Annotated in this window: 20 protein-coding genes; 12 read left to right on the forward strand and 8 right to left on the reverse strand. The window is 69.5% G+C overall.

The genetic code is table 11. The features are described from left to right. Positions 1-271 precede the first annotated feature (271 nt). The 12 genes from VGT06_12450 to VGT06_12505 all read left to right on the forward strand — a co-directional run bounded on the left by VGT06_12450 (position 272) and on the right by VGT06_12505 (position 10,677). A complete protein-coding gene (locus VGT06_12450) occupies positions 272-1,078 on the forward strand; it encodes an IclR family transcriptional regulator (protein ID HEV8663929.1) in 807 nt (268 codons plus the stop codon). Between the two features lie 154 nt (positions 1,079-1,232). After that, positions 1,233-2,648: a CoA transferase gene (locus tag VGT06_12455; protein HEV8663930.1), complete on the forward strand. Its 1,416-nt coding sequence runs from the start codon at positions 1,233-1,235 to the stop codon at positions 2,646-2,648. Beyond that, positions 2,648-3,997 (forward strand): CoA transferase, encoded by a 1,350-nt coding sequence (locus VGT06_12460; GenBank protein ID HEV8663931.1) that lies wholly within the window; start codon positions 2,648-2,650, stop codon positions 3,995-3,997. The genes VGT06_12455 and VGT06_12460 overlap by 1 nt, the downstream gene beginning before the upstream one ends. A gap of 21 nt (positions 3,998-4,018) precedes the next feature. Continuing rightward, entirely contained in the window at positions 4,019-4,414 is a 396-nt protein-coding gene (locus tag VGT06_12465; GenBank protein HEV8663932.1) for a hypothetical protein, read from the forward strand. A gap of 83 nt (positions 4,415-4,497) precedes the next feature. Further along, positions 4,498-4,662, forward strand: coding sequence for a hypothetical protein (locus VGT06_12470; protein ID HEV8663933.1), 165 nt, complete (start codon positions 4,498-4,500; stop codon positions 4,660-4,662). A gap of 182 nt (positions 4,663-4,844) precedes the next feature. Then, positions 4,845-5,219, forward strand: a complete 375-nt coding sequence (locus VGT06_12475) for a hypothetical protein (GenBank protein ID HEV8663934.1) — start codon at positions 4,845-4,847, stop codon at positions 5,217-5,219. A gap of 30 nt (positions 5,220-5,249) precedes the next feature. Beyond that, positions 5,250-6,923 carry an acyl-CoA synthetase gene (locus tag VGT06_12480; GenBank protein HEV8663935.1) on the forward strand — a complete coding sequence of 558 codons (1,674 nt, stop codon included), beginning with the start codon at positions 5,250-5,252 and terminating at the stop codon, positions 6,921-6,923. Positions 6,924-7,045: 122 nt separating this feature from the next. After that, positions 7,046-7,972: a peptidase U32 family protein gene (locus tag VGT06_12485; GenBank protein HEV8663936.1), complete on the forward strand. Its 927-nt coding sequence runs from the start codon at positions 7,046-7,048 to the stop codon at positions 7,970-7,972. Between the two features lie 12 nt (positions 7,973-7,984). Continuing rightward, positions 7,985-8,908, forward strand: coding sequence for a peptidase U32 family protein (locus tag VGT06_12490; GenBank protein HEV8663937.1), 924 nt, complete (start codon positions 7,985-7,987; stop codon positions 8,906-8,908). Continuing rightward, positions 8,905-9,903: a peptidase U32 family protein gene (locus tag VGT06_12495; protein ID HEV8663938.1), complete on the forward strand. Its 999-nt coding sequence runs from the start codon at positions 8,905-8,907 to the stop codon at positions 9,901-9,903. The genes VGT06_12490 and VGT06_12495 overlap by 4 nt, the downstream gene beginning before the upstream one ends. 55 nt (positions 9,904-9,958) lie before the next feature. Beyond that, positions 9,959-10,207, forward strand: coding sequence for a hypothetical protein (locus tag VGT06_12500; protein ID HEV8663939.1), 249 nt, complete (start codon positions 9,959-9,961; stop codon positions 10,205-10,207). Beyond that, a complete protein-coding gene (locus VGT06_12505; protein ID HEV8663940.1) occupies positions 10,204-10,677 on the forward strand; it encodes a thermonuclease family protein in 474 nt (157 codons plus the stop codon). Before VGT06_12500 ends, VGT06_12505 begins: the two co-directional genes overlap by 4 nt. A 196-nt stretch (positions 10,678-10,873) precedes the next feature. On the opposite strand, the gene VGT06_12510 is transcribed toward VGT06_12505, so the two are convergent. The 8 genes from VGT06_12510 to VGT06_12545 all read right to left on the reverse strand — a co-directional run. Then, the gene (locus VGT06_12510) at positions 10,874-11,989 is read right to left on the reverse strand and encodes a TIGR00730 family Rossman fold protein (protein ID HEV8663941.1); all 1,116 of its coding nucleotides are present in this window, start codon (positions 11,987-11,989) and stop codon (positions 10,874-10,876) included. Positions 11,990-12,136: 147 nt separating this feature from the next. Beyond that, the gene (locus VGT06_12515; GenBank protein HEV8663942.1) at positions 12,137-12,376 is read right to left on the reverse strand and encodes a DUF2283 domain-containing protein; all 240 of its coding nucleotides are present in this window, start codon (positions 12,374-12,376) and stop codon (positions 12,137-12,139) included. Next, the gene (locus VGT06_12520) at positions 12,376-12,621 is read right to left on the reverse strand and encodes a hypothetical protein (GenBank protein HEV8663943.1); all 246 of its coding nucleotides are present in this window, start codon (positions 12,619-12,621) and stop codon (positions 12,376-12,378) included. The genes VGT06_12515 and VGT06_12520 overlap by 1 nt, the downstream gene beginning before the upstream one ends. A 5-nt stretch (positions 12,622-12,626) precedes the next feature. Next, the gene (locus VGT06_12525) at positions 12,627-13,607 is read right to left on the reverse strand and encodes a tetratricopeptide repeat protein (GenBank protein ID HEV8663944.1); all 981 of its coding nucleotides are present in this window, start codon (positions 13,605-13,607) and stop codon (positions 12,627-12,629) included. Next, a complete protein-coding gene (locus VGT06_12530; GenBank protein HEV8663945.1) occupies positions 13,604-13,810 on the reverse strand; it encodes a hypothetical protein in 207 nt (68 codons plus the stop codon). The genes VGT06_12525 and VGT06_12530 overlap by 4 nt, the downstream gene beginning before the upstream one ends. Positions 13,811-13,874: 64 nt before the next feature. Beyond that, positions 13,875-15,251 carry a hypothetical protein gene (locus VGT06_12535; GenBank protein HEV8663946.1) on the reverse strand — a complete coding sequence of 459 codons (1,377 nt, stop codon included), beginning with the start codon at positions 15,249-15,251 and terminating at the stop codon, positions 13,875-13,877. Between the two features lie 291 nt (positions 15,252-15,542). After that, positions 15,543-15,899 carry a hypothetical protein gene (locus tag VGT06_12540; protein ID HEV8663947.1) on the reverse strand — a complete coding sequence of 119 codons (357 nt, stop codon included), beginning with the start codon at positions 15,897-15,899 and terminating at the stop codon, positions 15,543-15,545. A gap of 19 nt (positions 15,900-15,918) precedes the next feature. Then, positions 15,919-16,583: VWA domain-containing protein (locus VGT06_12545; GenBank protein HEV8663948.1), on the reverse strand; the 665-nt coding region annotated here is incomplete at its 5' end.

Genomic DNA, 16,583 nt, shown 5'->3' on the forward strand with positions numbered 1-16,583 from the left:
CGGACCGGGCATCGCGTGCGCCGAACCGGGAAACTCCCTTCTGCGTCGAGGTCCGCAGGGGGGAGCCGGGCCCCGCCGGGGTGCCGAAAAAATTTTACTTGACAGAAATCAAACGAAATTTTAGATTCCGAGGTCCACGGGTATCAGCCGGTGGCCCGACCTTCCCGTTCGTGACCGAATCCTGATCGTGCTTCCTTGCGGTGTTCTTACTGCACCGGGGGAGCTTTTTCTCCTCTGACCAGTTCGCAGGCTCGGGTGCGTCGGCGTCCCCATGGAACATCGGAGGAGAGAGAAGTCCGCGTACGTCGTCCAATCCGTTGACCGTGCCCTCGACATCCTGGAGGCCTTTAACTACAGCAAAGAAGAGCTGGGTGTTACGGAGCTGTCTCATAAGCTGCACCTGCACAAGAACAACGTCTTCCGCCTCCTGGCCACTCTGGAGGTGCGGGGCTACATCGAGCAGGACAAGAAGACCGGGAACTACCGCCTGGGGCTCAAGACCTTCGAAGTTGCCAACGTCTTCCTCTACCACCTGGGGCTGCGGCGCCAGGCGCGTCCCATCCTGGAGGAGCTCGTGAACCGCTCCAACGAGACGGCCTATCTCGGGGTCACCGACGGGGCCGAGGTCGTCTACGTCCTCATGCACGAGACCTCCCAGACGGTCCGCGTCGTCCCCCGCCTCGGCCACCGCCTCCCGGCGTACTGCACCGCCTCCGGGAAAGTGCAGCTTGCCTTCGAGTCGGCCGACCGGCTGGTGCGGCTCTTCCGGGAGTATCCCCTCCGCAAGTACACGGAGCACACGATCTATTCCCCGGATGCCCTGCTGGACCACCTCCGGGAGGTGGCCCGGCTCGGGTTCGCCGTGGATAACGAGGAGCTGGAGTACGGGGTCCGGTGCGTCGCCGCCCCGGTCCGGGACTACTCCCATCGCGTGGTGGCCGGGGTGGGCCTGTCGGGCCCGGTCTCCCGGTTCTCCCTGGAGCGGATCGAGTCGGAACTGGTCCCGCTGGTCAAGGAAGCCGGCATGAGGATCTCCCAGCGCCTGGGCTACGAGGTGGCCGCGGCCGCCCCGGCCTGAGCGCACGGGAGCCGCAGGAGCCGGGGCACCGCTGCGGGTGGCCCTGGCGGGAAGCGATGACCCTGTTTGTCGGAACGAAGGAGGTGAATGGGAGAGCGGACCTGGAGCGTAGGTGACCCGCAACGTTCACTCGTCAGCACGGAGGGATGTTCGCATGGCAGACAAACGGAAGCCGACCATCCCGGTCTTGCCATGGCCGGCCGTTCCGACCCCTACTCCGGATGAGGTCTACAAGGGGGAGAGCGACAAGGCCAAGGAGTACGCGCTGTACCTGGAGTCCATCGTCCGGCAGAGCGAGAACTTCAAGAAGCCGGAGGCCCTCAGCACCGTCCGGGTCCTCGACTGCACCGCCAACATGATCATCGGCCACTGGTGCTCCTCGCTCCTCTCCGAGCTGGGGGCCGAGGTGATCATGGTGGAACCGCCCGGGGGGGATCCCCTCCGGAAGCTGACCCCGTTCGGCCGCCAGGAGTACATGTTCGAGGATAACGTCACCCACGAGAAGGTCGGGGCCCGTTTCCTGGCCGAGGCCCGCAGCAAGCAGTCCATCACGCTGAACCTGGAGTCCGCCGAGGGGCGCGAGATCCTCAAGAAGCTGGCGGTCCAGGCCGACGTGCTCATCGAGAACGCCCCTCCCGGCGACTATGACGCCAAGGGGATCGGCTACCGGCAGCTCTCCGAGCTCAACCCCCGCCTGGTGTACTGCTGGGTGGGTCAGCTGGGGCAGTGGGGCCCCCTGAAGGACAAGCCCGGGAACCTGGACCCCACGGCCCAGGCCGCCTGCGGGTTCGTCCACGGGACCGGCGCCCCCTCCGCGTTCGGCGGGACCCCGACCCGGTCCGGCTGGTGGATGTGCGACCAGGTGGGCGGTACGACCGCGGCCATCGGGATCATGGCCGGCCTGCACTACCGGGAGCGGGTCTCCGGCCGTGGGCAGTTCGTGGAGTCCACGGGAGCTGCGGGAGTCATCCGGATCCTGGACTACAACTGGGGCTGGTACGGGGTGGACGGCTCGATCCGGCCCCGGTACGGCAACTGGGACCTGGCGATCAATATTTACGCGGTGAATCCCTGCAAGGACGGCCAGATCATGGTGGGCGGCGGGCATGACCGCCTCTGGTACCGGATCTGGCGGACGGTCGGGAAGGACCAGCCGGCGGTCGAGCAGCACATCGTCGAGGATCCGAGCCTCCGCGAAGTGACGGGCCGCCTGCCCCACTACAAGCAGGTCCAGACCTACACGAGCCTGTGCGAGTGGATGAAGGACAACACCCGGTCCGAGGCGGAGACGAAGCTGCAGGCGGAGGAGGTGGCCTCGGGCGGCGTGTCGTTCATGGACGAAGTGTGCGAGTTCCCCCACTACAAGTACCGCGGGCACATGGAGATCATTGACGACAACCTGTACGGGAGTGTGCTCATCGGGTCGTCGGCCTTCCTCGGGCACCGGACCCCGGGCCGCGTGAAGTGGATCGGCCGGCCGACCGGGTTCGACAACGAGGACGTGTACCGCCGGCTCCTGGGATTGACCAAGGCGGACATGGACGGCCTGAAGAAGAAGGGGGTGATTTGATGGCGGCCGAGAGGATGGGGTTCGAGGAGTATTGTCGGGACGTCTTCGACACCAAGAAGATCTTCTCGAAGCCGGAGGCCCTGAAGGGGTACCGGGTGCTCTCCTGCACCCAGTACATCCTCGGGCCCTCCTGCGCGAACTACCTGGCCGAACTGGGGGCGGAGGTGATCAAGGTCGAGCTGCCGCGCCGCGGCGAGCCGATGCGGCACACGACCCCCTTCAACGAGCCCAAGCTCTACCCCCTCTCCCGGTGGATGCCCAACATGGGGACCGGGCTCGGGTTCTTCGGGGCCAACCACAACGAGTACTTCCTCTCCGTGGACTTCCACAAGCCGGAAGGCGTCGAGATCATGAAGATGCTGGCGGCAAAGTCGGACGCCCAGGTGGAGAACTACCGCGCCGGGACGTTCGACCGCTGGGGCATCGGCTACCGGCAGCTTTCCCAGATCAACCCCCGGCTGATTTACCAGTGGCTGGGCGGGTTCGGCGGCTGGGGCCCGGGCCGCAAGCGGGCCTCCTACGACATCCTGGGCCAGGCCCAGGGGGGCTGCTTCTCCGTCACCGGGTGGCCGGTGAAGCGGGGCGGCCTGCCGTCCAAGCACACCATCTGGATCATGGATTACTGGGGGGGCCTGATGGCCGCGTTCCAGATCATCGCCTGCCTGTACTGGCGGGACAACATCAGCGGCCTCGGCAACTTCATGGAGTACTCCCAGGTCCAGGGCGCCCAGCGGCACCTCTCCGACGTCATCGCCCTGTACGGGAAGTACGGGATCGTGGGGCAGCGGTGGGGGAACTGGGACGTGCTCCTCTCGGTGCACGGGATCATCAAGTGCGGGAAGTCCTCCTATCCCAACTCCCGGAACCCCCAGGAGCTGGAGGAGGGCTTCATTCTGGTCAGCGCCTACACGGACGAGGCCTTCGCCAAGCTCTGCCAGGTGATCGGCAAGACCGAGCTGGGTCGCAAGTACGCCAGGCACCCCGACCGGGTCAAGGCGGAGGCCCAGGAGGAGATCTACCCGGCCATCGAGGAGTGGGCGAAGGACAAGACCAAGGAGCAGGTCTGGGAGATCCTGCAGAAGGCCGGCATCAACTCCCAGCCGGTGTGGAACAACAAGGAGGTCTCCACCAACGAGCACTTCCTCCTGCGGGGCGACGCTCACTGGATCGACGACCCCACCTTCGGGGACGTGTTCAGCCAGGGCCTGCCCTACAAGATGTCGGAGACGCCGGCCCGGCACAAGTGGGTCTTCAAGCCGGTGGGGGCCGACAACGAGTACATCCTCGGCAAGCTCTGCGGCTTTTCCAAGACCAAGATCGCCCAGCTGGAGGCCGACGCGATCATCTAGTCGGCAGAGGAGGGTAGCCGGATGGCAGGATTCTCGCTGCTCCTGGAATGCGACAAGTGTAACACCATCAACTACCTGGACCCCTTCTCCTTCTGGTTCTTCAAGGGGAAGACCAAGTGCGCCGGCTGCGACGCCGTCTCCTACATCGAGATGGACAACGGCCAGCGGGTCAAGACGCAGCCGGCGGAGGGGAAGCCGGACAAGCTCCCCGGCTACGCCCAGAGCAAGGACTACAAGACCGACTACCGGACCCAGGATAAGGTGAGCCCCCCGGCCTACGCGCGGCCCCCGGACGTGAAGCACGGGCCGACCTACAAGAACGTCCGGGGCAACCTGGTCTCGGCGGGCCCCCTGGCCGCCGAAGATCTGGTCGGGAGCCGGCCGCGGTTCATTCTGGAGGGGCGGCCCTACAAGTGAGCCCGCGCCCACAGCGGGGGCGGGCGGGCAGCCGCCCGCCCCGGGCGCGGCAACCCGCGTGGTGCCGAAAGGAGGCGTGAGGTATGGCCCAAGGTGTGTGTCACGACTGTAAGCACATGAATCCCGCTCTGGACCCCTTCATCCAGCAGGCGTACATCGGCCAGTGCGTGAAGATCGAGTGGCCCTACGCCGTGAACATCCCCAAGAGCGGGGTCCCGACGCAGTGCGACTATCACGAGAAGAAGTAGCCTCCCCCGGCCTCGCCGCGGGAGCCTGAGAAGCCACGGCCGCCTCCGGGCGGCCGTTGGCGTCTTTGGGGCCGGGGCGGCCCGTTGACGCCCGGCGCGGCCGCGTGTTAGGCTCGGCCCCTCGGCTGCTCGGCCGGGGATCACCCCTCTTGCCCTGCCTCCCAGAAAGGAGGAGCAGCGCGATGAAGGTCGAGTTTTATTACAGCAGCAAGGACGCGCCGGGAGCCCAGTTCCCCTGCGACACCACGAAGGCGCTGGCGCTCCTGAAGCAGCTGGAGCAGAAGGGCGTCACGGCGAAGGCCACGGATCTGGCCGGTCACACCGGCAGCATCTTCATGACCTACAACGCGGCGGTCACCGGTCCCTCGTCCGCCAAACGAGCGGTGTTCGGGGCGAAGGGGGGGCTGGAGGAGGACTTCGGGAAGACCGTCCCCGCCCTCCTGGTCTTCGAGAAGGAGGGCGACCGCTATCCCAGCGAGGTCTTCCCCCGCATGGATCGGGACCTGAACAAGCTGGTGGGCGTCGTGGAGGCCATCGAGATGCTGCTGAAGAAGTAGGGGCACTGGCCCCGGAGGAGGGGAGGGCAGATGGCGAGAATCCCGGACGGAACCCTGCCGCCCAAGGAGCTCTGGCCGACCCGCATCTACACGCTGCCAGAGTACAAGGGCTACCCGCAGAAGTTCAACAGCACCGAGGAGCTGCTCGACAAGACGGTCGCCGCCGGGAAGGGTGACCGGCCCGCCCTCCTCTTCGAGGACAAGAAGATCCCCTACAAGGCCCTGCTGGGGATGGCGAACCGGCTGGCCTCCAGCCTCCAGGCCCTGGGGATCGAAGAGGCGGACCGGGTGGCCCTCCGGATGCCCAACATCCCACCCGCCATCGTCAGCAACTTCGCCGTCCTGAGGATCGGCGGGATCCTCGTGCCGACGTCGGCCCTCTTCTCCCGGGCCGAGATCGCCCACGTGTTCAACAATGCCGAGGTGAAGGCGGTCTTCGCGGCGGCGGCCATGCTGGAGGAGCTGGAGAAGGCCAAGGCTGAGCTCAAGACGCTGAAGCACGTCATCGTGGTCGGGGGCACGCCGGAGCAGCAGGCCGCGGCCAAGCAGAAGGGGTACCTCCTCTACCAGGAGCTGGTGGACGGGGGCAAGCCGGAGTGCAGCCCGGTCCGGCGGGATCGGATGGACGTCTCGGTCCTGCTGTACACCTCCGGCACCACCGGCCTCCCCAAGGGGACGGCCCACTTCAACGAGGAGGCGCTGATCATCCCCGACGGCTTCGGCAAGTCCTGCTGGCGGGTGCGGGAGCAGGATGTCATCTGCAGCGCCGCCCCCATCGCCATGGCCGCGGGCTACTCCGCCGTGGCGACCATCCCCTACCGCTTCGGCGCGGCCGTCTCCATCTTCGCCCGCTTCACCCCCGAGGGCCTCTTCGAGACCATCCAGAACCACAAGGTCACGATCCTCTCGGCCCTCCCCACCGCCTACCGGAAACTCCTGCAGGTCCCCGATGCCGAGAAGAAGTACGACCTCTCCACCCTCAAGACCTGCACCGGCGGCGGCGAGTCCCTCACCGCGAAGACCTACCACGACTGGAAGGCGAAGTTCGGCCTGGAGATTTACGAGGGGCTGGGGACCACCGAGATGATGTTCGTCTTCATCTCAAGCGCCGCCACCCGGAAGGTCAAGCCCGGCTCCATCGGCCCGGCCATTCCGGGGTACGAGGTCCGGGTCGTGGACGAGCACGGGAAGGACTGCAAGGGGGGGGAGACGGGCCAGCTCATCGCCCGGGGACCCACGGGAACCGTCTACTGGCGCGATCCCGAGAAGCAGAAGAGCGCCGTCCGGGACGGCTGGTGCCGGGCCGGGGACATGGTCAGCATGGACGAGGACGGTTACATCTGGTTTCTCGCCCGGGAGGACGACCTCATCAAGAGCAGCGGCTACCGGATCGGCCCCGAGGAGATCGAGGATGCGCTGGTGACCCATCCCGCGGTGGCCGACGCCTGCGTGGTGGGGGTGCCGGATCCGGTCATGGGCCAGATGACCAAGGCCTTCGTCGTCCTGAAGCCCGGGGGGCAGGGAACGGAGGCCCTCGAGAAAGAGCTGATCGAGTTCTGCCGGGGGAAGATCGCCGTCTACAAGCTCCCCCGGGAGGTGGCGTTCGTCTCGCAGCTGCCGCGCGCCCCCGGCCCGGGGGGACCCGGCACCGGCAAGCTCCTCCGGCGGATCCTCCGGCAGCAGGAGGCCCAGAAGGCGAAGTAAGACCACGGCGCCGCCCCGGGAGAGCGGAGGGAGCCCGGGCCCTGGGGGTCGGGCCCCACCTTTGTCCTTGCGGCGACCGGTCGCGCGTGCGAGCATAAGGAACACTTTCCAAGGCCAGCCCCATGCCAATGGTGACGCTCTCCCCCCCGATCCTCCTCGCCCCGGCCGGGAGTCCAGAGGCGGCGGCGGCCGCCCTGGCCGCCGGTGCCGACGCAATCTACGTGGGCCTGAAGGGCTGGAGCCGGGGGGGCGGGCGGGGGGAGCTGACCGCCGAGGAACTGCGGGGAGTTCTGGCCGAGGCCGCCCGGCACCGACGGACGGTCCAGGTCGCCTGCAATACCATCCCGAAGCCGGCCGAGCGGGCCTTCCTCATCGAGCGGGTGGCGGAGGTGGCGGCGTGGGGGGTGGCCGGGGTCATCGTCAATGACCTCGGCCTGCTCAGCGCCATCCGCCGGCGCCTGCCGGCGCTCCCCGTGACCGCCAGCATCGGGTGCGGGGCCCTCTCCTGGGCCGACGCCGCCTTTTACGAGGCCGCCGGCGCCACGTGCGTCGTCTTCCCGGCGGTGCTCGGGCCGGAGGAGGTGGCGGTCGTCCGGCGACACACCCGCCTCCAGATCGAAGTGATGATCCACATGGTGGAGGAGTTCATCCTCCTGGGGCGCTGCCTCATGCCCTCCTACCTGCGCCTCCAGCCGCGGCCCCTCCCGGATGCGCCCGGGGACGGTCAGCGCCTCCTGGGGAGCGTGAAGCGGGGCGGGGCGGGGGTCTGCTCCAGGGTCTGCCAGCAGCCCTGGCGCCTGGAGAAGGAGGGGGAGGTCTGGGGGGATGGGATCTTCCCCAGCCGCCAGTTCTCCCGCGTGGCCGACCTGCCCGCCTACCTGGCCGCCGGCGTGGATGTCCTCAAGCTGCAGGGACGGAGCCTGCCGGCCGAGGCGGTCTATGCCCTCACCCGGCGCTACCGCGAGGGGCTGGACGCCGCGCTCCGCGGCGACCCGGTGGCGGCCGCCCCCGCCCCCTTACCCGCCCACTGGACGGCGGTGGGCCGCTAGCCGGAGACGCGCATGCCCCCCTTCGAGCTCAACACCGACATCTCCAACCGGCGGGACCTCCAGTCCTCCGACCTGACCCCCTACGATGCCCTCTACCTCGGGAACCCGTACTGCCGCGACTACGAGGCGAACTTCCTGGAGCGGGTGGACGAGCTGGCGGAAGCGATCCGACAGGTGAAGGGGGCGGGGCGGAGGGCCTACGTGACCACCTATGCGGCCCCCCGAAATTCCTTCCTGGACCAGATCCGGCGGGTCCTGGAGGTGGCGGAGCGCGAGGGAGCGGACGCCGTCGAGGCCCACAACCTGGGGGTCCTCCGGATCTGCCGGACCGAGTGCCCGGGGCTGCCGGTCTTCGTCGGGGGCTTCGCCAACGTCTACACCGACGTCGGGGCGCGGGTCCTCCTGGATTCGGGGGCCAGGCGCCTCACCCCCAACTACGAGCTCAGCCTGGAGGAAATCGGGCTTCTGGCGCGAAACACCGGGGCCGAGGTCGAGCTCCTCGTCCACGGCAAGATGCCCCTCGGCATCTCCGACTACTGCTTCCTCCTGGAGTACGAGAAGGCCTGGGGGATCCCGTGCCCCTCCCTCTGCCAGCAGGATCTCTATCTGCGGCAGGGAGACTGGGCCATGAAGTCGGTGGGGAAGGGGGTCCTGAGCGGCCGGGACGTCTGTATGCTGGAGCACCTGCCGGCCCTCTGGGCCGCGGGGTACCGGACCTTTCGCCTGACGGCCCTCTCGGAGCGGCCGGCCTACCGGGCCGAGGTGGGGGCGGTCTACCGGGCGGCCCTGACCGGAGCAGCCGCGGGGGGCGGGGCGTTCCCGGAGGCGTGGTGGGAGGTCATCCGGCGGCACAGCCGGATCGGGCTGTGCAATGGCTTCTACTTCGGACAGTCGGGCCAGGCGTACGTCCCGGCCCGCCAAGAGGTGGGCGCATGAGCGAGCGGCAGTGGCGGGGGGAGCTCTTGGCCCCGGGCGGGAGCGTCGCCATGGTGGAGGCGGCGGTGGCGAACGGCGCCGACGCCATCTACGTGGGGCCGCGGGGCTGGAGCCGTCGGCGGGACGCCTACGAGTTGGGCGACGAGGAGATCCACCAGTGTCTGGAGGTCGCTCACGCCGGATCCGCCAGGCTCCGGGCCGCCTTCAACACGCACCCCCAGAGCAGCGAGGTCCCCGCCCTCCTCCGCAAGGTCGAGCGGCTCGCCGGGCTCGGCATCGACGGGCTCATCATGACCGACGTCGGATGCATCGCCGAGGTCTCCCGCCGCTTTCCGGGCATCCCCATTCATGCGAGCATCGGCGCCAACATCCTGAATAACGAGGACATCCGGTTTTACCGGGAGATCGGGGTCACCCAGGTGGTGGCCGATACCAAGCTGACCCTCCGGGAGCTTTCTTCCCGCAAGCACGACCTGGAGGTGGGGATCGAGATCCTCGTCCACGCCAATAAGTGCTACACCTACCTGGGGAAGTGCTGGATGTCGCCCTACCACCGGTTCGAGCGGGCCGTGGACGAGTTCGGGAAGGACCTGTTCCGGGGGAGCCCGAACCGGGGGGGCCTGGACTACCGGGTGTGCCTGGAAGCCTGGAGCCTGTACAGCGGCGAGACGAGGTGGGAGGAGCAGGTCGCCCTGAAGAACGACGCCTTCTTCCTGGTGGATGACATCCCGAAGCTGCTGGACCTGGGGGTGCACTGCCTGAAGGTCCAGGGGCGGGAGTACCCGGTGGAGCTGGTGGGCGGGATGATCCGCTTCTACCGGGAGATGATCGACGCCTACCTCACTGACCGGACGACCTTCTCGCTGCCCGCCTGGAAGGCCCGCCTCGCCGGCCTCCGGGTGGAGCGGGACCGGGAGCGGACGCAGGGAACGCAGGCCCTGCTCGATGAGGCCCGCCTGCCGGTCCTGGCGACGCCGGGCGGGTGCTCCCGCTGAGGAGGCGGGCGGCGTTCGGCCGCCACGGGTCGCCGGGGGACGGCTGCACCCCCTGATGAGCGCGCGCTGCCGGAAGTGCACCGCCGTGATGCCCGAGGGGCGGCCGGTGGACGCCTTCGAGCGAATCCGCCTGGCCGATGACCCGGCGGACCCGAACTGCGGGCACTTCTACGTCGAAACCATCCACGTCCTGGAGTGCCCCGCCTGCCGGCACCGCCAGGAATATTCCCACCACGCCGCCCCCTACCCGACCCTCCGCGAGGCCCAGAAGGAGCTGGACAGTCTGGAGCTGGGGAAGGGGTGAGCCGGCCCGCCTCCTTTCTCCTCGCAGCCGCCCTTCTCGCTCCCGCCCGTCCGGCGTTCCCGGCGGACCCGTCCCCGCTTGCCGAGGTGCTCCTGGTCGTAGATGCGGGGACCGCCCACGTCCGCTGGGGCGGGCGGCGGGAGGTCGTCCGGTACCTGGGCATCGCGGTCCCGCAGGTCCACCACCCGGTCCGGGGGGCGGAACCGTTCGCGGCCGAGGCGGCGGAAGCGCACTTCGCCCTCGTGGCGGGAAAGACGCTCCGGCTGGAGTTCGAGGGGGCGCCGGGTCGGGACGCGGACGGGGCGCTGCTGGCCTACGCCTTCCTGGAGGATGGGACGTTCCTCAACGCGCGGCTCGTGGAGGAGGGCTGGGCGTGGGTGGTCCGCGACCCGCAGGCCCGCCGCTACCGGGAGCTGCTCGCGGGGAAAGAGGCGCAGGCGAGGGCGGAGAAGCGCGGCATCTGGCGCTAATGCAAACGACCGAATGAACGTGACACGGTCCGGGTCCTGGCGCCGGCGCCGCCCCCGGCCCCCGGGCCCCGGGAGGGAACCCTCCCGTGGTTCCCCCCATCGGCCAGGAACCGATGGGCCCCCCCTCCGCTACGGGGCCGTCGGGCGGCATCCGGCGCCACCCGGACCGTCTTTCACGCGGTTTATGTCGTTGGTATTACTGGTGGGAGAGGCCGTCGCTTCCCCGGAGCGCCACCGGCCGGGGCAGCCCGGCCCCCGCCTCGACCGTGGCCGGCGCCGCCACCGCGGCATTCAGGGCATCGATGAGGAGGCGCAACCGCCCGAAGTCCCGCCGGTTGAAGCGCAGGGTCAGGCGGGGCAGGTCGGCGAGCTCCGGTTCGTTCATCTCGTCCTGGTGCGGGCCGTTCCGCTCGATGGTTCCGTCCACCAGGATATCGGCGAACTCGGCCTGCAGGCGGGTGAGGATCTCGTCGGCGAGCGGGACCAGGTGGCGGATGACCAGGCGCCCGTCCTGCACGTACCGCGAGGAATGGTAATTCCGGTAGAACCCGGCCACCTCATCTACCGCCTCCTCCGCCCGGTCCGTGATCCGGAACAAGTTGAAATCCTGCGGCGAGATCATCCCTCGGTCCAGCATCTGCCGCCGGAGAAATCCCTCCCACTCCCGCCAGTAGCTCCCGCCCGGGGCGTCCACGAGGACGATCGGTAAGGGCTGGCTCTTGCCCGTCTGAGCAAGCGTCAGGATCTCGAAGGCCTCGTCGAGGGTCCCGAACCCTCCCGGGAAGAGGGCGATGGCGTCCGTCTCCTTGGCAAAGATGAGCTTGCGGGTGAAGAAATACTTGAACTGGATGAGCTTCTCGTCCCCCTCGATGATGCTGTTGGCCCGCTGCTCGAAGGGGAGCCGGATGTTCACGCCGAAGGAGCGCTCCCGGCCGGCCCCCTCCTGGCCGGCCTTCATGATCCCATCGCCGGCCCCCGTGATGACCATGAACCCCACCTCCCCGACCCCCCGGGCGAAGGCCCGGGCCTGGCAGTACTCGGGGCTCTCCTCGCCGATCCGGGAGGAGCCGAAGATCGTGACCTTCCGGATATGGCGGTAGGGGGCAAAGACCTTGAAGGCGTAGCGCATCTCCTTCAGGGCCGAGTTGATGATCTTCAGATCGCCTCGGCTGGTCTTATCTTCCACCAGCTTCAGCGTGGTGGCGATGATCTCCCGGATCAGGTCGGCATCGGGCGAGCCCCCCCGGTCCAGGATCAGGCGGAGGATGGCCTCCTCCGTGGCCACCTGGCCAGCGCTGATCGGCTTGGTCATCTCGGATGGCTCTCCATTCGGGAAGGGACGACCCCGCGGGGAACCTCCCGGCGGGGTCGGCGCGGGTGCGAACGCCTCAAGTATATAGCAAGTTGCGTGCCGGGGCACGGGAGGGCCACCCGGAGCCCCTCCCGGATCCCGGGATCGTCATCCACCACCAGGATGGTTTGCTTGGGGGCCAGTCCCGCCCGGCTCATCCTCGCCCCCCTCTATCAGCCGCCCCGCATGCCGGAGGAACTCGCCGGCCCCGAACAGCTCCAGCAGGACCGGCCGGCCCTCCGCGGTGCAGTGGACCAGGAAGGCACCCATCTCCTCCGCGTAATCGATGGCCCCCTCCCCGTCCCGGATGAGCAGGACGTCGTGCGCCGGGTCGTAGCGGAGCCGCATCAGGTTCCCCTCCGGCTCGGGTAAAAGGTCACCACCGTCAGGGCGTCCCCCTCGTCCCGGAACAGGACCCGGAGGCGCCGGCGGCCGTCCAGGGTCCGGATCGCCGTCCGGAGCGGCCCCGGCCCCTCCTCGATGCTCTCGGTCTCCAGGAGGGCCCGACAGACCGCCTCCGCGGTGAGGGAGGCGCCCCCCTCCCAGGGGAGCTGCAGCTTCGCTTCAGCGTTCCGGGAGAGCCGGATCTCCATTCCGCCTACCGCCTCGCGTCCCGCTGGAGGTCCAACTTTTCCCGGATCCGCCCGAAGGCCTCCATGTCCCGCTTCAGGTCCGGGTGGCCGCTCCGTCGATCGAGCGTGATGACCTCCTCCAGGAGGCGGAGGGCCTCCCGGTAGTCTCCCAGCTCCTCGTGGACCATGGCCATGTTGAACAGGGCGACGGTGGCCCGGAGGTGATCCCCTCGTCCCTGCATGAGGTCGGCAGCCGTCCGGAACGACTCCAGGGCCTCCGCAAGCTTCCCCTGCCGCCGCCGGGTGAGGCCGAGGCTGTTCAGCGTGGTCGCGCGGAAGAGAGGATCCCCCTCCTCCTCCAGGAGGATGGCGCTCCGGGCGAGGTGCTCCTCCGCCTCCGCCAGGTGGCCCGCCTGCTGGGCCAGCATGCCGAGGTTGCCCAGGGCCACCGCCTCCCCCAGACGGCTTCCGGCCTCGCGGTGCAGGGTCATGCTGTCCCGGAAGGCCTGCGCCGCTTCCTCCCCCTTCCCCAGCCGGGCCAATACCCCGCCGATGTTGTTCCAGCCGCGGGCGATTCCCTCCCGGTCCTGGAGCGTGACGCGCACGGCCAGGCTCCGGCGGAACTGCTCCAGGGCGGCCTCGTACTGGCCCTTCCCCTGATAGGCCCCCCCGAGGTCCTCCAGGGTGCCCGCGACCCCCTCCTGGTCGGCCAGGGCCTCGTAGTGGGCCAGCGCGTCGCTGTAGCAGGTGAGCGCGCGGTCCCAGCCTCCCTGCAGGTGGTAGATCTGCCCCAGGCGCGAGAGTGCCAGGGCGGTTCCCGGCCGGTCCCCCGCGGCCTCCTGGTGGTTCACGGCCTGGCTCGCCGCCGCCGCCGCCTGCACCAGCAGGCCGGCCTCCTGGTACAGGACCGCTGCGCCGAGCGCCGCCGCCGCCGCCTCGGCCGGCCGGCCGGCCGCGGCATGCGTCGCCGCCTCCGCCTCCAGTCCCCTCGCCCCCTCGAGCGTCATGCCCGGGCCTGGCGCTTGAGAATCAGGAGCGCCCCCACTGTCCCGTAGGCCACGCCGTCCCGGTTGGGCGCGATCAGGGGGACGGCGGCCGCCACGTCCCACCCCTCGGCGCCCGCCTCCGGGAGCCAATCCAGGTTGCTCAACAGCCCCTCGGTCGTCTCCTTGAACATGACCATCCGGTCCTGGTATTCCCAGCGCGTCATGTGGCCCTCCGGCGTGAGGGGAAGAAACCCGGGAGGTGCCGGGAGGCCGGTCACGCGGCCTGCCTCAGGCCCCTCTCTCCTTCGGCTGGATCAGATGGTCCGGGAGGCCGAGCGCCTCGCCGATCTGCTGGCGGATGCGGAGCAGCCGCTCCGGCCGTTGCGCCGCCTCCCCCTCCTCCATCTCCAGCATGAGGCGGGTGACGGAGCGGGTGAGGTCCCGGAGGCGCTCCTCGTGGGGCGGGCGGGCGAACTCCAGGATGCAGCGGTCCAGGATGGAGGGGTAGAGCTGCCCGCGGAGGAGTTCCAGGTGGTAGCCGCTGTCGGCCAGCAGCTCGTAGCGGGGGCAGCAGAAGACCTTACAGAGGTGGCGGGCGGCCTGGGCCACGTCCATGGCGTCGTTGTCCGCCTCCAGGAGGCCCAACTTCTGGCCGAAGGGGAGGAGCTGCCAGACCTGGGGGGAGAGCCCGGGCCGCGCCCAGAGCCGGCCGCTCCGGTAGCGCTCCACGAAATCGGTCAGCCGCCGGTCCCCCAGGCGGGCGGCCAGGGGGGGCAGGGTCTTCACGAGCGCCTCGCGGGGGATCGCGGCGAGGGAGGCGTAGCGCTCCTGCAGCGGCCCGAGCTCGCGCTGGATCTCCTCCAGGCTCATGAGATCGCACAGGACCCTGAGCGAGCTCTGAAGCGCCGGGAGCGCCATGCCGCCGACCCCCTCCGCCAGCTCCGGGGGGATGTACGGGGGGAGCTGGTCGGGCGTCTCCAGCGGGAGCCTCGCCATCTGCCCGCCGAAGAGGGCCTCGAAGGGCTCCGGGAGCCCGGCCGCCCTCCCGATGGCGCTCTGGGCCATCCGGAGCGCCGCCTCGGCCCGGTCGGGGTCGTCGCCGGCGAGCGGCTCGGCCTCCCGCAGGATCGCGGCGGTGAGGCCGGTGATCGCGTCGGGCGGGAGGCCCGTCAGGGCCTCCTGCAGCCGGTGGTAGACGGGGAACTCGACGGCCGCCTCGGCGGCGCCGGTGTCGTGGAACAGGTCGTAGGTCCCGCACATGAAGAGGCGCGCGAGCTCGCGGCGGAGCCGCGGGAGGCTCAGCCCGGAGGGGTCGGCCGCCAGGAGGCTCCACTTCTCCGTGCCCGACATGCTCTGGAGCTCCTCGTCGGTCAGGTCCGCCAGGCGGTCCCCGGGGGTGAAGCGCTTGGCCTCCAGATCCGCCAGCGCCCGGGTGGTGTACCGGGGGATGAACCGCTCCGCGAAGGCCTGGATCTGGGGGAGGGGAAGGTGCTCGCTGTACCCGGCGAGGAGGGAGGCCTGCTCCTCGGGGAGCAGGCAGTCCGCCAGGACCCGGAGGCCGTACCGGAGCTCCTCGTCCCCCATGTCGGGGAGGCGGGCCACGAGCGTCTGGGCCCGCTCCGCGATGTAGCGTCGCTGGGCGTCGATCCGTGGGTGTTCTTCCATGGAAGGCAAAGCCCTAGTGCTGCTCCAGGTCATCCGGCCCGATGGCGCTGGACCGTTCTGCCGCGGGTCCTGTCGCCGGCGGGCCCCCTGCGCGCCCGGGCGTCGTCACCCGCTCCGCCCCTTCCGCAATGCGCGGCATTGCGCAAGGAGGCGGAGGGGGTCCCACTCGGCCCGGTCGCTCGGGGGCCACGCCCGGCGCCACCCGCGGCTCCGCTGGAACGCAAGGCGCAATTCGTTGGCCCGGCACCCTAGTGCTGGCCTAACTCATAGGTCCAATTCGTTAGACTCGCGCTAGACGCCGAAGGAGTCGGGGTTCACGGGGCACCAGACGCCCCAGCCGAAGTTCTGGTAGACCTCCTCGCCCATCCACTCCGCGATGTGGACCCGCTGCTCCCGGACGTAGCCGAAGGTGGCGTCGAACTCGTGCGCCACCACCATCCGGTCCTCCAGGTCGAAGTACCGGATGGCGAAGTGCTCCTCCGTCGCCAGGGGGTGGGCATCGATCGGCTGGATGTCGTCGTGGTTCAGGCCGAGGACTTTCAGGAGGGCGAAGAGATCGTAGGAGACCCCCTCCACGCTCAGGTGCGTGGCGCCGCTCCCCAGGGCCCCGTAGCGCTGCTCCATGTCGCGTCGGTCCTGCTCGCTCATCGTCGTCCTCCCATTCGTCTCACCCGGCCGCGGCGCGGGCCTGCCGCGCGATGATCTCCAGGATGGAGTGGTACGTCATGTCGGCCACCGGGACGTACTGCGCCCCCATGGCGGCCGCGATCTCCCGCGCCCGTCCCGGGGAGGTGTAGGCCAAGGAGCGGGTGTAGCCCGCCTCGCTGTCCAGGACCACGGAGGGGATGCGCCGGTGCCGGGCCATCCGGCCCAGGAGCATCGCCTCCTCCACCGGGTCCAGGTCTCCGAGCGAAATGTTGGGCATCCCGTCGGTAATGAGGATCAAGAGCGGCATCAGGTCCCGGTTCTTCCGGAGCTCGGTCTCCAGCAGGCCCATCGCCGCCACGAGGCCGGCCGAGAGCGGGGTGGTGCCGCCCAGCAGGATCCCCTCGAAGGCCCGCTTGGCCTTCTCGATGCTGGAGGTGGGCCGGAGGATGATCTCGGCGAAGCTCTCCCGGAAGGTCACCAGACCCACCCGGTCCCGGCGCTGGTACGCATCCACCAGCAGGGAGAGGATCGCCCCCTGGGTCGCCAGCATCCGCTGCTGGGTCCCCATCGAGGAAGAGGCGTCCACCAGGAAGAGGAGGACATTCCCGGCCTTCCGCTCCCGGACCTTGCCCTGCAGGTCGGCGCGGGTGATGGTCACCCGCATCCTCGCCGGCGGCCGCCCCC

The sequence above is a fragment of the Candidatus Methylomirabilis sp. genome, assembly GCA_036000645.1.
In the GTDB taxonomy this organism is placed as follows: Bacteria; Methylomirabilota; Methylomirabilia; order Methylomirabilales; family JACPAU01; genus JACPAU01.